General features: G+C 74.9%; 1 protein-coding gene and 2 pseudogenes. All 3 read right to left on the bottom strand.

Features of this window, described 5'->3' with window-relative positions:
* Nucleotides 1-74: 74 nt before the first annotated feature.
* A pseudogene (locus tag ACIGXM_RS34950) lies at nucleotides 75-125 on the bottom strand (hypothetical protein); the annotation flags it as partial.
* Nucleotides 126-149: 24 nt separating this feature from the next.
* Nucleotides 150-9,653: a type I polyketide synthase gene (locus ACIGXM_RS34945; RefSeq protein ID WP_396568147.1), complete on the bottom strand. Its 9,504-nt coding sequence runs from the start codon at nucleotides 9,651-9,653 to the stop codon at nucleotides 150-152.
* Nucleotides 9,654-9,773: 120 nt separating this feature from the next.
* A pseudogene (locus tag ACIGXM_RS34940) lies at nucleotides 9,774-16,691 on the bottom strand (type I polyketide synthase); the annotation flags it as partial.
* Nucleotides 16,692-16,719 lie beyond the last annotated feature (28 nt).

Here is a 16,719-nt window from a genome sequence, read left to right as displayed (position 1 = left end):
ATCGCCACGATCGCGATCGGCTCCTTGGAGGCCGCGATCAGCTGCTGGTTCTGCCGACGCAGTCGCTCGGTCTCCTTGATGGAGGCCCGAAGTGCTGCGACGACTTTTTCGTTCGGCGTGGTCATGATGAGCTCCGCACTTCGGGCGTGTCAGGAATCGTTGCTGTCGAGAGCGATGTCGATGAGGCTGTCCAGGTCCAGCGAGTCGATCGAGTCGATCAGGTCCGACTCGTCGTCGCCGTCCTCGGTCCCGCTGTGGTCGCCGGGGTCGGCCAGCCGCAGCAGGGTGTCCAGGAGTCCCAGCTCCCGGAACCGGGCGAGCGGAACGCTCGCCAGGGCCTGCCGCAACTCGGCCTCCTGGGGGTCGAGGGCGGCCTCGCGGGCCCGCTCCGGGAAGAGCGCGTCCCGCAGGTGCTCGGCCAGGGCGGTGGGCGTCGGGTAGTCGAAGACCGCGCTGGCCGGCAGCTTCAGTCCGGCCTCCCGGGCCAGCCGGTTGCGCAGCTCGACCGCCGTCAGCGAGTCGAAGCCGAGCGCCCGGAAGGCCATGCCGGCCTCCACCGCGTGCGCGCCGGAGTACCCGAGCACCTCGGCCACCTGGCCGCGCACCAGTTCCAGCAGCGCGCGGTCGCGGTCGGCGTCGCTCAGGTCGGCCAGCCGGTCGCGCAGCCCGGCCGGCGCACCCGCGCCGGTGGGCGCGGCCGCCGCCTGCTCCGCCGCCAGCACCTCGCGCACCTCGGGAAGCTCCCCGAGCAGCGGGCGGGGACGGGCGGCGGTGAAGGACGGCACGAAGCGCGCCCAGTCCACGTCGGCGACCACCCCGGTGGGCGCCCCGCCGTCCAGGGCCAGTTGCAGGCCGAGCAGCGCGCTGCCGGGCGCCATCACGGTCAGGCCGAAGCGGCGCAGGTGCTCCTCGGCGGCCTCGCCGGCCGCCATGCCGGCCTCGGCCCACGGGCCCCAGGCCACCGAGGTGCCGGCCAGGCCACGGGCCCGGCGAGCCTCGACCAGCGCGTCCAGGAAGGCGTTGGCCGCGGCGTAGCCCGCCTGGCCGCCGCTGCCCCAGACACCGGCGATGGAGGAGAAGGTGACGAAGGCGTCCAGCTCGGTGTCACCGAGCAGGCCATCCAGGTGCACCGCACCGGCCACCTTGGCCTCGACGACGGCGGCCAGGTCGGCGAGCTCGCTGTCCTGCAGGGCGGCGTCGGCGACCACGCCGGCCGCGTGCACGACGGCCGTCAGCGGGCGATCGGCGGGGACGGCGGCGAGCAGCTCGGCGAGCGCCGCGCGGTCGGCCACGTCGCACCCAGCGATGGTCACGGTGGCGCCCAGCTCGGTGAGTTCGGCGGTCAGTTCGGCCGCACCCGGGGCGTCGGCGCCGCGCCGGCTGGTGAGCACCAGGTGTTCGGCGCCGCCGCGGGCCAGCCAGCGGGCCACCTCGGCCCCCAGGGCGCCGGTGCCGCCGGTGATCAGCACCGTGCCGCGCGGCTGCCAGGGCGTTCCGGTGACCTGCGAGGCGCGGACCAGGCGACGGGTGTACAGGCCCGACGGGCGCACCGCGAGCTGGTCCTCGCCGTCGCCGGCCGCCAGCGCGCCGACCAGCAGCGCCCGGGCGGGCTCGTCCAGCCGCGCGGGGAGGTCGATCAGGCCGCCCCAGCGGTCGGCGTGCTCCAGGGCCACCACCCGGCCCAGACCCCAGACCTGGGCCTGCCCGGGGTTGGCGAGCCGGTCGGTGGTGTCGGTGGCGACCGCGCCGTGGGTCAGGCACCACAGCGGTGCGGTCGCCTCGGCGTCGCCCAGCGCCTGCACCAACAGGGCGGTGGCCGCCAGGCCACCGGAGAGCGCGGGGTGCGCCGGGTGCGGATCCTCGTCGAGGGCGAGCAGCGAGACGACGCCGGCCAGCGGGCCGGCCTCGGCGAGCTCGCCGCGCAGCCGCTCAGCCAGCGCGGTGCGCCCGGTCGCGAGCTCCGCGGCGGTGACGGTGAGCCGGCGGGTGTCGGCGCCAGCCCCGGCCAGGGCCGCCAGCGCGGCCTCGGTCGGCTCGGCGGCGGCGTCCACGGCCGGGGTGACGACCAGCCAGGTGCCGGCCAGGGTGGCTGCGGGGGCGGAAGCGAGGCGGTGCCAGGCGATCCGGTAGCGCCAGCCGTCCACGGTGGAGCGGGCCCGGCTCTGCCGGCGCCAGGTCGACAGCGCGGGCAGCACCGAGCTGAGCGGCTGGTCACCGTCCAGGCCCAGCGTGGTGGTGAGCGCCTCCAGGTCCTCGCGCTCGACGGTCTCCCAGAAGCGGGCGTCCACCGCGTCCGGGCCGGTGGCCGGCGACGCGGCGGCCGGCGTGGGCCAGTAGCGCTCGCGCTGGAAGGGATAGGTGGGCAGGTCGGCGCGCAGGGCGCCGGTGCCGGCGAAGTAGGCCGGCCAGTCCACCGCCTGACCCCGGGCGTGGACCTGGGCGAGGGCGGTCACCAGCGCCCGGCCCTCGGCGCGGTCGGCGCGCAGGGCGGGTGCGAAGGTGGCGTCCTCGGCGCTGACGCAGTCCTGGCCGAGGGCGGTCAGGGTGCCGTCCGGGCCGAGCTCCAGGAAGGTGCGGACGCCCTCGCTCTCCAGGGCCCGCACGGCATCGGCGAAGCGCACGGCCTCGCGGACGTGGCGCACCCAGTAGTCCGGGGTGGTGAGGTCGGCGGACTGGTCGAGGGTGGAGACGATCGGGATCCGCGGGGCGCGGTACTCCAGGGTCTCCGCGACGGCCCGGAACTCCTCCAGCATCGGGTCCATCAGCGGCGAGTGGAACGCGTGGCTCACCGTGAGCCGCTTCGTCTTGCGACCCTCGGCGGACAGCTTCTCGGCCACCTCCAGGACGGCCTGCTCGGCGCCCGAAAGCACCACCGAGGTCGGACCGTTGACGGCGGCGAGGCCCAACTCGGCCTCCCGGCCGGCCAGCAGCGGCAGCACCTCGTCCTCGGCCGCCTGCACCGCCACCATCGCACCACCGGCCGGCAGTTGCTGCATCAGCCGACCACGTGCCGCCACCAGCTTCGCCGCGTCCGCGAGGGACAGCACACCGGCGACGTGCGCGGCCGCGATCTCACCGATCGAGTGCCCGGTCAGGAAGTCGGGCAGCAGGCCCCAGGACTCGACCAGGCGGAAGAGCGCCACCTCGAGCGCGAACAGCGCCGGCTGGGTGCAGCCGGTCTGGTGCAGCAGCTCGCCGCCCTCCGTCATCACGTCCCGCAGCGGACGCTCCAGGTACCCGTCGAACTCCGCGCACACGGCGTCGAGAGCCTCGGCGAACACCGGGTACGTCTCGTACAACTCAGCTCCCATGCCCGCCCGCTGACTGCCCTGGCCGGTGAAGAGGAAGGCGAACCTGCCACCCGTAGCCGAGCCCGCCACCACGCTCGCACCGGGGGCACCCGAGACCAACCCCTCAAGACCCCCCAGGAACCCCTGATTGTCGTCGGCCACCACCACGGCCCGGTGTTCCAGGGCGGCGCGGCCGGTCGCCAGCGAGGAGGCCAGATCCACCAGCCTGATCCCCGCCGCGCCGCCGACGAAGGAGCGCAGCCGCTCCGCCTGCGCGCGCAGCGCCGGCTCGGTGCGGGCCGACAGGACCAGCGGGAGGGGTGCCGGGGCGGACGCCGGCTCGGGCACCGCGACGGGCGCGACAGCCGGGGCCTGCTCCAGGACCACGTGGGCGTTGGTGCCGCTCACCCCGAAGGACGACACGCCGGCCCGGCGCGGGCGGCCGGTCTCGGGCCACTCGCGCGCCTCGGCCAGCAGCTCCACCGCGCCCGTCAACCAGTCGACGTGCGGGCTCGGGGTGTCGACGTGCAGGCTCTGCGGGAGCACGCCGTGCCGCATGGCCAGCACCATCTTGATGATGCCGGCGACACCGGCGGCGGCCTGGGTGTGGCCGATGTTGGACTTGATCGAGCCCAGCCAGAGCGGCTGGTCGGCCGGCCGCTGCCCGTAGGTGGCGAGCAGGGCCTGCGCCTCGATCGGGTCGCCCAGCGTGGTGCCGGTGCCGTGCGCCTCCACCGCGTCCACCTCGTCCGCCGAGAGGCCGGCGGCGGCCAACGCCTGGCGGATGACGCGCTGCTGGGCCGGCCCGTTGGGGGCGGTCAGACCGTTGCTCGCACCGTCCTGGTTGACGGCCGAGCCCCGGACCACGGCCAGCACCGGGTGCCCGTTGCGCTCGGCGTCGGAGAGCCGCTCGACCAGCAGCATGCCGACACCCTCGCCCCAGCCCGTGCCGTCGGCCGCCGCCGCGAACGGCTTGCAGCGGCCGTCGGCGGCCAGCCCGCGCTGGCGGCTGAACTCCACGAACGCCCCCGGCGTGGACATCACGGTCACACCACCGGCGAGCGCCATGGTGCACTCGCCGGTGCGCAGCGCCTGGATCGCCCAGTGCAGAGCGACCAGCGAGGAGGAGCAGGCGGTGTCGACCGTGACGGCCGGGCCCTCCAGGCCGAAGGTGTACGAGAGCCGGCCGGAGACCACGCTGGCGGCGGTCCCGGTGCCGAGCTGACCCTCCAGCTCGTCCGCCGCGTTCGCGGCGAGGGCGAGGTAGTCCTGGCCGTTGGTGCCGACGAAGACGCCCGCCTGGCTGCCGCGCAGCGTGGCCGGGTCGATGCCGGCCCGCTCGAACGCCTCCCAGGAGGTCTCCAGCAGCAGCCGCTGCTGCGGGTCCATCGCCAGCGCCTCGCGCGGCGAGATCCCGAAGAAGGTCGGGTCGAACTCGGCGGCGTCGTAGAGGAAGCCGCCCTCGCGGGCGTAGCAGGTGCCGCTGTGCTCGGGGTCGGCGCTGTGGAGCGCCTCCAGGTCCCAGCCGCGGTCGGTCGGGAAGCCGGAGATCGCGTCGGTGCCGGAGGCGAGCAGCTGCCAGAGCTCCTCCGGGCTGCTGACGTTGCCGGGGAAACGGCAACTCATGCCGATGATGGCGATCGGCTCTCCCTCGTCCTGGCTGCTGGGAGGTGCCCCCGCGTCGGTGGCCGACAGCGCGTCCGGCTGCTCGCCGAGCAGCTCGGTGCGCAGGAATCCGGCGAGCGCGGCGGAGGTCGGGTAGTCGAAGACCAGCGTGCTCGGCAGGCTCAGGCCGGTGACGGCGTTCAGCCGGTTGCGCAGCTCGACCGCGGTCAGCGAGTCGAAGCCCAGCTCCTTGAACGCCCTGGTGGCGTCCACCGCGTCCGGCGTGGCGTAGCCGAGCACGGCGGCCACCTCGGTGCGGACCGCGTCGAGCAGGGCGCGCTCCCGCTCCACCGGGGAGAGCGCGGCCAGCCGCTGGGCCAGCGGGCCGGCCGGCGACTGGCCGGTGGTGGCGTCGGCGCCGGGCGCCGCCAACGCCGTGCGCGCCTCGGGGATCTGGTCGAACAGCGCGGTGCCGCGGCGACCGGTCGTGGTGCCACCGAGCAGCAGCTCCCAGTCGATGTCGGCCACGGCCAGCGTGCTGTCACCGTTCTCCAGCGCCTGCTGAAGGGCGGTGATCGCACGGTCGGGGGCCATCGGCGGGACGCCCTCGCGGCGCAGGCGCTGTTCCAGGGCCCCGCCGGCGGCCATGCCGCCACGGCTCCACGGACCCCAGGCGATCGAGGTGGCGGCCAGGCCGTCGGCCCGGCGCTGCTCGGCCAGCGCGTCCAGGTAGGCGTTGGCGGCGGCGTAGTTGGCCTGGCCGGCGTTGCCGATGGTGCCGGCGGTGGAGGAGAAGAGGACGAACGCGGTCAGGTCGTGGGTGAGTTCGTGCAGGTTGCGGGCCGCGTCCACCTTCGGACGGGCCACGGCGGCGAAGCGCTCGACGGTCTGACCGTCCACCACACCGTCGTCCAGCACACCGGCCGTGTGGAAGACGGCGGTGACCGGGTGCTCCAGCGACGCCAGCAGCGCGGCCAGCGCCGCACGGTCGGCCACATCACACCCGGCGACCGTGACGTCAGCACCCAACTCGGCCAGCTCATCACGCAGTTCAGCCGCACCAGGCGCGTCCAGGCCACGCCGACTGGTCAGCAACAGGCGCTCGGCACCGTTGCGCACCAGCCAACGCGACACCTCAGCGCCCAGCGCACCCGTACCACCGGTCACCAGCACCGTGCCGGACGGCCGCCACGCGACCGCCTCGCCACGCGACGCCCGCACCAGACGACGACCGAAGACACCCGACGCCCGGACCGCGACCTGGTCCTCGTCCCCGGCGAGCAGGTCCACCAGGTGGGTGAGCACGCGCTGGTCCGGGGTCTCCGGGAGGTCGACCAGACCGCCCCAACGCTCCGGGTGCTCCAGCGCCACCACCCGACCCAGACCCCACAGCTGCGCCTGCACCGGGCTGGCCAGCCGGTCGGACGAACCGGTCGAGACCGCACCGCGCGTCACGCACCACAGCGGTGCGTCGATCCGCGCGTCACCCAGGGCCTGCACCAGCGCCAGCGTCCCCGCCAGCGCCGATGCCTCGTCCCACGCCAGCAGCGACAGCACTCCGGAAACCGGGCCGCCGTCGGAGATCGCGACGTGCAGCGCGTCCGTGACGACGGCCCGCTCGGGGGCGGCCGGCTCGACCAGACGGACGTCCACCCCACGGCCGGTCAGCAGCCGGACCACGCCCTGGACGTCGGCGTCCCCGGCGCGCCCCGCCGGAACCGCCACCAGCCAGTTGCCGGCCGCCACCGCGACGGGAGCCTCGGTGACCGGCTTCCAACTCACCCGGTAGCGCCAGCCGTCCAGCGCGGACTGGGCACGGCCCTGCCGGCGCCAGGCCGACAGGGCGGGCAGCACCGCGCCCAGCGCCGCTCCGTCCGCGACGGCCAGCGTCTCGGCCAGCGCGTCGACGTCCTCACGCTCCACGGCCGCCCAGAACCGGGCGTCCGGCTGCTCGGCCGACGAGCCTGCCGCGGCGGCCGAGCCGCCACCCGACTCCAGCCAGTACCAGTCGTGCTGGAAGGCGTAGGTGGGCAGCTCGACCCGACGGCCGGAGCGGCCGGCGAAGAGCGCCGTCCGGTCCAGGGCGCCGCCGCGCACCTGGGCCTGCCCGACGCCGATCAGCAGCGTCTCGACCTCGGGGCGGCCCGCGCGCTGAACGGGGGCGAAGACGACGTCCGCCTCGCCGCTGACGCAGTCCTGGCCCATCGCGGAGAGCACACCGTCCGGGCCGAGCTCCAGGAAGGTGCGCACGCCCTCGCGCTCCAGGGTCGCGACGGCGTCGCGGAAGCGCACGGCCTCACGGACGTGGCGCACCCAGTAGTCGGGGGTGGTGAGGTCAGCGGACTGGTCGAGGGTGGAGACGATCGGGATCCGCGGGGCCTCGAAGGTCAGACCCGCCACAACCGTGCGGAACTCCTCCAGCATCGGGTCCATCAGCGGCGAGTGGAACGCGTGGCTCACCGTGAGCCGCTTCGTCTTGCGACCCTGCTCAGCCAGCTTCTCGGCCACCTCCAGCACGGCCTGCTCGGCGCCCGAAAGCACCACGGAGGTGGGCCCGTTGACGGCGGCGAGGCCCAACTCGGCCTCCCGGCCGGCCAGCAGCGCCAGCACCTCGTCCTCGGCCGCCTGCACCGCCACCATCGCACCGCCAGCGGGCAGTTGCTGCATCAGCCGACCACGCGCCGCCACCAACTTCGCCGCGTCCGCCAGCGACAGCACACCGGCGACGTGCGCGGCCGCGATCTCACCGATCGAGTGCCCGGTCAGGAAGTCCGGCCGCAGGCCCCAGGACTCGACCAGGCGGAACAGCGCCACCTCGATCGCGAACAACGCCGGCTGGGTACGGGCCGTCTCGTCGATCCGCTCGCCCGCGAAGACGACATCCTTCAGCGGCCGGTCCAAGTGCCGGTCCAGCTCCGCGCAGACCGCGTCGAACGCCTGCGCGAACACCGGGAACGCCTCGTACAGTTCACGGCCCATCCCGGCCCGCTGGCTGCCCTGACCGGTGAAGAGGAAGGCGAGCCGGCCCTCGGTGACCGCACCGCGCACGAGGGCCGGAGCCGGGTGTTCTCCGGCCGCCAGCGCCTGCAGACCGCGGCGGAAGTCGTCGAGTTCGGCGCCGACCAGCACGGCGCGGTGCGGCAGTGCCGCCCGGGTGGTGGCCAGCGAGTAGCCGAGGTCGAGCGGGGTGAGCGTGGCATCGGTGGCCAGTCGGGCCAGCAGCCGTCCGGCCTGGGCGCGCAGCGCGTCGGCGCTCCGGGCGGAGAGCAGCCACGGCACCAGCGCGGTGGCCACCGGCGCGGCCGAGACGGCGGACGAGGCGGCCGCGCCGTCCGGTTCCTCGGTCGCCGCCGGCTCGCCGCCCTCCGCCGGGACCGGTGCCTGCTCCAGGATGGTGTGCGCGTTGGTGCCGCTGACGCCGAAGGAGGAGACGGCGGCCCGGCGCGGCTCGCCGGTCCCGGGCCACTCGCGCGCCTCGGTCAGCAGCTCCACCGCACCGGCCGTCCAGTCGACGTGCGGGGTGGGCTCGTCCACGTGCAGCGTCTTCGGCAGCACGCCGTGCCGGATCGCCATCACCATCTTGATCACACCGGCCACGCCCGCCGCCGCCTGGGTGTGCCCGATGTTCGACTTCAACGACCCCAGCCACAGCGGCCGCTCGGCGGCCCGCTCGCGGCCGTAGGTGGCCAGCAGGGCCTGCGCCTCGATCGGGTCGCCCAGGGTGGTGCCGGTCCCGTGCGCCTCGACCACGTCCACCTGGTCGGCCGTCAGCCGGGCGTCGCCCAGGGCCTGGCGGATGACCTTCTGCTGGGCCGGCCCGTTGGGGGCGGTCAGACCGTTGCTGGCACCGTCCTGGTTGACGGCCGAACCACGCACCACGGCCAGCACCGGGTGCCCGTTGCGCTCGGCGTCGGAGAGCCGCTCGACCAGCAGCATCGCGACGCCCTCGGACCAGCCGGTGCCGTCGGCGGCGGCGGCGAAGGACTTGCAGCGGCCGTCCGCCGACAGCCCGCGCTGGCGGCTGAACTCGACGAAGACGTCCGGCGTGGCCATCACGGTCACGCCGCCGACCAGGGCCTGCGAGCAGTCGCCGCGCCGCAGCGCCTGGCACGCCCAGTGCAGGGCGACCAGCGAGGACGAGCAGGCGGTGTCCAGGGTGGCGGCCGGGCCCTCCAGGCCCAGGGTGTAGGCGATGCGGCCGGAGAGCACGCTGGTCGCGTTGCCGGTCAACAGCCTGCCCTCGACGCCCTCCGGCACCTCCGCCAGCTCCGAGCCGTAACCCTGGTAGCTGCCACCGACGTACACGCCGGTGCGGCTGCCGCGCAGGGTGGCCGGGTCGATGCCGGCCCGCTCGCAGACCTCCCAGGAGGCCTCCAGCAGCAGCCGCTGCTGCGGGTCCATGGCCAACGCCTCACGCGGGCTGATGCCGAAGAACTCCGGGTCGAAGCGGCCGGCGTCGTGCAGGAAGCCGCCGCCGGTCGCGTAGACCGTGCCCGGGTGGTCCGGGTCCGGGTGGTACAGGCCGTCGACGTCCCAGCCGCGGTCGGCGGGGAACGGGGTGATGGCGTCCCCGCCGGTGGCCACCAGTTGCCACAGGTCCTCCGGCGAGCGCACCCCGCCGGGCAGCCGGCAGCTCATCGCCACGATCGCGATGGGCTCCTGCTCGGCGTCCTCGACCTCGCGCAGCCGGCGGGTGGTCTTGCGCAGCTCCGCGGTCATCCACTTGAGGTGGTCGAGGAGCTTCTGTTCGTCTGCCATCAGAGGGCCACCTTCCGGGAAGCCGGGACAAGTGCGGTCATCGCGCGGGACGTCACGGTCGGGGTCTGGGCGACCGCGGACCGGTCGCTCGTGTGCTGGGCGGTCGGCTGGGAACTCACGTCAGTCCCGTCCGAATTCCCGGCTGATGATGTCGAAGAGGTCGTCGGCCGACGCGTTGGCCAGCTCGTCGTCCTCGGCGCTGTCTGCTGCATCGTCGGTCGCGTTCCACTTCGACAGGAGGGCCTGGAGCCGCGCGGTCACGCGGTCTCGCTCGGCGCGATCGGGGGACATGGTGGAGAGCCGCTGGTCCAGCGCGTCCAGCTCGGCGAGCACCGGCGCGGCGCCGTCGGCCCCGTCCGGCACGATCTCCGCGCTGAGGTGCCCGGCCAGGGCCGTGGGGTTCGGGTAGTCGAACACCAGGCTGGTCGGCAGCCGCAGGCCGGTGGCCGCGGTGAGCCGGTTGCGCAGCTCGACCGCGGTGAGCGAGTCGAAGCCCAGCTCGTTGAAGGCTCGTTCGGCCTCCACCGCGCCGGCACCGGCGTAGCCGAGCACCGCGGCGACCTCGGTGCGCACCAGGTCGAGCAGGGCGCGGTCCCGGTCGGCGGCGGGCAGGACGCGCAGCCGCTCCTGGAACGCCTCGGCCTGGTCGGGCCCGTCGCCCTCGCTCTGGACCGCCGTGCCCGCCAGGGCCGCGCGGGCCTCGGGCACCCCGTCGATCAGCGGGCGGGGGCGGGCGGCGGCGAACGCCGGCGCGAACAGCGCCCAGTCCACGTCGGCCACGGTCAGCGCCGTCTCCTGGTGGTCCAGCGCCTGCTGCAGGGCGGCGATCCCCAGCTCGGGAGCCATCACCCGCAGACCGCGGCGGCGCAGCTGCTCGGCGGCCTGCGGGTCCTCGGCCGCCATGCCGATCTCACCCCACGGGCCCCAGGCCACCGAGGTGGCTGGCAGGCCCGCCGCGCGGCGCCGCTCGGCGAGCGCGTCCAGGAAGGCGTTGGCCGCCGCGTAGCCGGCCTGGCCGCCGCTGCCCCACACCCCGGCGATCGAGGAGAAGAGCACGAAGGCGTCCAGCTCGGTGTCGCCGAGCGCGGCGTCCAGGTGGACCGCGCCGGAGACCTTGGCGTCCATCACCCAGGAGAGCTCGCCCAGGTCGCTGTCGGCCAGCGCGGTGTCCTGGGTGAGGCCGGCCGCGTGCACCACCGCGCGCAGCGGTGCCGCCTCGCGGCCGTCCACCACGAGCCGCTTGACCAGTGCCTCGACCGCCGAGCGGTCCGCGACGTCGCACGCTTCCAGGGTGACCCGGGCGCCCAACGCCACCAGCTCGTCCCGCAGTTCGGCCGCCCCGGGGGCGTCCGCGCCGCGCCGGCCGGTGAGCACCAGGTGTTCGGCGCCGCCACGGGCCAGCCAGCGGGCCACCTCGGCACCCAGGGCGCCGGTGCCGCCGGTGACCAGCACCGTGCCGCGCGGCTGCCAGGTCGCCGCCGGCGCCTGCGGCCGGGTGGCGCGCACCAGGCGGCGGACCAGGACACCCGAGCGGCGAACCGCCAACTGGTCCTCACCGTCCGCACCGGCGCCGGCCAGGATCGCGGCCAGGCGGGCGGCTGCCCGCTCGTCCACCGCCTCCGGCAGGTCGACCAGACCGCCCCAGCGCTCCGGGTGCTCCAGCGCCACCACCCGGCCCAGACCCCACAGCTGCGCCCGCACCGGGCTCGCTGCCTGGTCGGCCGGGCCGGTCGGGACCGCCCCGCTGGTCACGCACCACAGCGGTGCGCCGATCCCGGCGTCACCCAGTGCCTGGGTGAGCACCGCGGTGGCGGCGAACCCGGCGGGCAGCACGGGGTGGCTCGGGTGCGGCTCCCCGTCCAGGGCGAGCAGCGACAGCACGCCGGCCAGATCGGCCGTCTCGCCGGCCGCGCCGCGCAGTTCCTCGGCCAGGCGGCCGCGGTCGCAGGCGGCCGTGTCCACCGTCAGGCGGCGCACCGTGGCGCCGCCGTCGGCGAGCGCCTGGGCAGCGGCCGGCACCCAGCCGTCCGCGGCCGACGCGGCCGGGACGACCACCAGCCAGGTACCGCTGGGGGCGGTGCCCACCGCCTTGGTGGCGGCTTCGGCGGCGAGCGGCTGCCAGGAGACCCGGTAGCGCCAACCGTCCACGGTCGACTGCTCGCGCTGCTGGCGACGCCAGGCCGAGAGCACCGGCAGCACGGGGGCCAGGGCACTCAGTGGCGACTGCGCGTCGCTGGCGTCCACCTCCAGGGTGGCGGCCAGTGCGGCCAGGTCCTCGCTCTCCACGGCCTGCCAGAAGCGGGCGTCCGTGGAGTCCGTGCCGGTCCGGCTGTCGCTGGACCCGGCGAGGACGGGCAGCCGCTCGGGCCAGTACGACTGGCGCTGGAAGGCGTAGGTCGGCAGGTCGACGCGCCGGGCGCCGGCACCGGCGTAGAACGCCGTCCAGTCGACGTTCGCACCGCGCACGTACGCCTGGGCGAGCGCGGCGGTCAGCGTGCGGACCTCCGGGCGCTCGGCCCGCTGGACGGCGGCGAACACCACGTCAGCGGCGGTGGCGCAGTCCTGGCCCATCGCGGTGAGCACACCGTCCGGGCCGAGCTCCAGGAAGGTGCGGACACCCTGGCCCTCCAGGGCCTGGACGGCGTCGCGGAAGCGCACCGCCTCGCGCACGTGCCGCACCCAGTACTCGGGCTCGGTCAGCTCGACCGTCTGGTCGAGGGTGGAGACGATCGGGATCCGCGGCGCGTGGAAGGCCAGACCCGCCACAACCGTGCGGAACTCCTCCAACATCGGGTCCATCAGCGGCGAGTGGAACGCGTGGCTCACCGTGAGCCGCTTCGTCTTGCGACCCTGCTCAGCCAGCTCGCCCGCGACCTCCAGCACCGCCGCCTCGGCACCCGAAAGCACCACGGACGTCGGCCCGTTGACCGCCGCGATCCCCAACTCGGCCTCCCGGCCGGCCAGCAGCGGCAACACCTCGTCCTCGGCCGCCTGCACCGCCACCATCGCACCACCGGCCGGCAGCGCCTGCATCAGCCGACCACGCGCCGCCACCAGGGTCGCGGCGTCCGCCAGCGACAACACACCGGCGACATGCGCGGCCGCGATCTCACCGATCGAGTGACCCGCCAGGAAGTCCGGCAGCACACCCCAGGACTCCAGCAGACGGAACAGCGCCACCTCGATCGCGAACAACGCCGGCTGCGTGAAGCCGGTCTCGTGGATCGACTCGCCCTCGGCGGCGAACATCAACTCGCGCAGCGGACGGTCCAGGTACTGGTCCAGGTGCGCGAACACCTCGTCCAGCGCGTCCGCGAACACCGGGAACGCCTCGTACAGTTCACGGCCCATCCCGGCCCGCTGGCTGCCCTGACCGGTGAAGAGGAACGCCGTGCGCCCCTCCACCACCGAGCCCCGCAGCACACTCGCCGCGGACTCGCCCGCCGCCAACGCGCCCAGCCCGCGCAGCAGTTCCTCCCGCTCACCGGCGATCACCACCGCGCGGCGCTCCAGCGCCGCCCGGCCGGTCGCCAACGAGTACGCCAGGTCGACGAGTTCGCCGTCCCCGGCAACCGGCAGCAGCCGCTCCGCCTGGCCCCGCAGCGCGGTGTCGTGCTTCGCGGAGAGCACCACCGGCAGCACCGACGGCGCCACCGACGCCTCGACAGCCGCCTGCTCCGCGAGCTCCGGCGCCTGCTCCAGGATGGTGTGCGCGTTCGTCCCGCTGATGCCGAACGCGGAGACACCCGCGCGGCGCGGACGCCCGGTCTCCGGCCACGGCCGGGTCTCGGTCAGCAGTTCCACCGCGCCCGTCGACCAGTCGACGTGCGGGGTGGGCTCGTCCACGTGCAGCGTCTTCGGCAGCACGCCGTGCCGCATCGCCATGACCATCTTGATCACACCCGCGACACCGGCCGCGGCCTGGGTGTGCCCGATGTTCGACTTCACACCACCCAGCCAGAGCGGGGACTCGGCGTCCCGGTCCTTGCCGTAGGTGGCGAGCAGGGCCTGCGCCTCGATCGGGTCGCCGAGCTTGGTGCCGGTGCCGTGCGCCTCGACCGCGTCGACCTGGTCGGCGGTCAGACCCGCGGCGGCCAGCGCCTGGCGGATCACCCGCTGCTGGGACGGGCCGTTCGGGGCGGTCAGACCGTTGCTGGCGCCGTCCTGGTTGATCGCGGTGCCCCGGACCACGGCGAGCACCGGGTGTCCGTTGCGGCGGGCGTCGGAGAGCCGCTCGACGAGCAGCATGCCCGCGCCCTCGCCCCAGCCCGTGCCGTCCGCGGCACCGGCGAAGGCCTTGCAGCGGCCGTCCGCCGACAGCCCGCGCTGGCGGCTGAACTCGACGAACAGGTCCGGCGTGGACATCACCGTCACACCACCGGCCAGCGCCAGCGAGCACTCGCCGTTGCGCAGCGCCTGCACCGCCATGTGCAGCGCGACCAGCGACGCCGAGCAGGCCGTGTCGACGGAGACCGCCGGGCCCTCCAGCCCGAAGGTGTAGGAGAGCCGGCCGGAGATCACACTGGTCGCCGTACCGGTCAGCCGATGACCCTCGACCCCCTCCAGGCCGTCGACCAGCAGGTTGGCGTAGTCCTGGCCGTTGGTGCCGATGAAGACGCCGGACTGGCTGCCGCGCAGCGTGGCCGGGTCGATGCCGGCCCGCTCGAAGACCTCCCAGGAGGTCTCCAGCAGCAGCCGCTGCTGCGGGTCCATCGACAGCGCCTCGCGCGGCGAGATCCCGAAGAACGTCGAGTCGAACTCCGTGGCCCCGTCCAGGAATCCACCGCCACGGGCGTACGTGGTGCCCTGGTGGTCCGGGTCCGGGTGGTACAGGCTCTCGACGTCCCAGCCACGGTCGGCGGGGAAGGAACCGATCGCGTCCTCACCGGCGACGAGCAGCTGCCACAGCTCCTCAGGAGTACTGACGCCGCCGGGGAAGCGGCAGCTCATCGCGACGATGGCGATCGGCTCGTCGTCGGCGGTGGTGAGCGGGGCCGGCAGGGCCTCGGTCACGACCGCCTGCTGGCCGAGCAGTTCGGTGCGCAGGTGGTCGGCGAGCGCGGTCGCCGACGGGTAGTCGAAGACCAGCGTGGCCGGCAGCTTCAGTCCGGTGGCGGCGTTCATCCGGTTGCGCAGGTCGACCGCGGTCAGCGAGTCGAAGCCCAACTCCTTGAACGCCCGACCGGCCTCCACGGCGGCGGCGTCCGCGTAGCCCAGCACCGCGGCCACCTGGGCGCGCACCAGGTCCAGCAGGGCCCGGCCCTGCTCCGCCGGCGACAGCGCGGCCAGTCGCCCGGCCAGCGAGGACTCGCCCGGCACGGCGGCCGGCGCGAGCGCGGTCGCCATGACCGCGCGGGCCTCGGGGATCTCGTCGAACAGGTTGCTCGCACGGACGGCGGCGGTCTCGGCCGCCACCCGGTCCCAGTCGACGGCGGCGATGGTCACCGTGCTGTCGCCGTTCTCCAGGGCCTGCTGCATCGCGGTGATCGCGAGTGCCGGGGCCATGCCGACCACACCGTCACGGCGCAGCCGGTCGGCGACCACCTCCTCGGTCGCCAGGCCCGCCTCGGCCCAGGCGCCCCAGGCGATCGAGGTGGCCGGCAGGCCGTCGGCCCGGCGCTGCTCGGCCAGCGCGTCCAGGAACGCGTTGGCGGCGGCGTAGTTGGCCTGGCCGGCGCTGCCGACCGAACCCGCCATCGAGGAGAAGAGAACGAAAGCGGACAGGTCGTGGGTGAGTTCGTGCAGGTTGCGGGCCGCGTCCACCTTCGGACGGGCCACGGCGGCGAAGCGCTCGACGGTCTGACCGTCCACCACACCGTCGTCCAGCACACCTGCGGTGTGGAAGACGGCGGTGACCGGGTGCTCCAGCGACGCCAGCAGCGCGGCCAGCGCCGCACGGTCGGCCACATCACACCCGGCGACCGTGATGTCAGCACCCAACTCGGCCAGCTCATCACGCAGTTCAGCCGCACCGGGCGCGTCCAGGCCACGCCGACTGGTCAGCAACAGGCGCTCGGCACCGTTGCGCACCAGCCAACGCGACACCTCAGCGCCCAGCGCACCCGTACCACCGGTCACCAGCACCGTGCCGGACGGCCGCCACGCGACCGCCTCGCCACGCGACGCCCGCACCAGACGACGACCGAAGACACCCGACGCCCGGACCGCGACCTGATCCTCACCCGCGACGCCGGCCAACACACTCGCCAGGCGCGAGAGAACCCGGTCGTCGACCGTCTCCGGCAGGTCGACCAGACCACCCCAACGCTCCGGGTGCTCCAGAGCCACCACCCGGCCCAGACCCCACAGCTGCGCCTGCAGCGCGCTCAGCGGCCGCTCGGCGCGACCCGTCGCCACCGCACCGCGCGTCACGCACCACAGCGGCGCGTCGATCCGCGCGTCGCCCAGCGCCTGCACCAGCGCCAGCGTCCCCGCCACCGCGAACGCCTCGTCCCCGGCCAGCAGCGACACCACGCCCGTCACCGACGCACCGTCAGCCACCGCGTCACGCAGCAGCTCCGCCAGCACGCCACGCTCGGCGGCCCCCGGCGCCACGACGACCTGGCGGGCCTCCACGCCCCGCCCGGCCAGCATCGCCAGCGTGCCCGACACGGTCGGGTCCTCGGTGTGGCCCGCCGGGACCGCCACCAGCCAGGTCCCCGACAGCACGCCCGAAGCGGCCTCGGTGACCGGCTTCCAGCTGATCCGGTAGCGCCAGGCGTCCACCGTGTTCTGCTCGCGGCTCTGCCGGCGCCAGGCCGACAGCATCGGCAGGACCGCGCTGAGCTCGCTGCCGCCCTCGACCTCCAGGGTGGCGGCCAGCGCGTCCAGGTCCTCCCGCTCGACGGCCTCCCAGAAACGGGCGTCCACCGCGTCCACCGGGGCGGCGGCCGGTGCGGAGGCCGCGGCCTCCAGCCAGTACCACTCACGGTGGAAGGCGTAGGTGGGCAGCTCGACCCAGCCGCTGTTCCGGGTCAGGAAGGACTGCCAGTCGACCGGGACGCCACGCACCCAGGCCTCGGCCAGGGAAGCGAAGAGCCGCTCCAGACCACCCTCCTGACGACGC

Source organism: Kitasatospora sp. NPDC052896 (genome assembly GCF_044547075.1).
Classification (GTDB): domain Bacteria; phylum Actinomycetota; class Actinomycetes; order Streptomycetales; family Streptomycetaceae; genus Kitasatospora.
The sequence above is the reverse complement of the archived record's forward strand: the minus strand, read 5'-3'. Positions and strand labels throughout refer to the sequence as shown.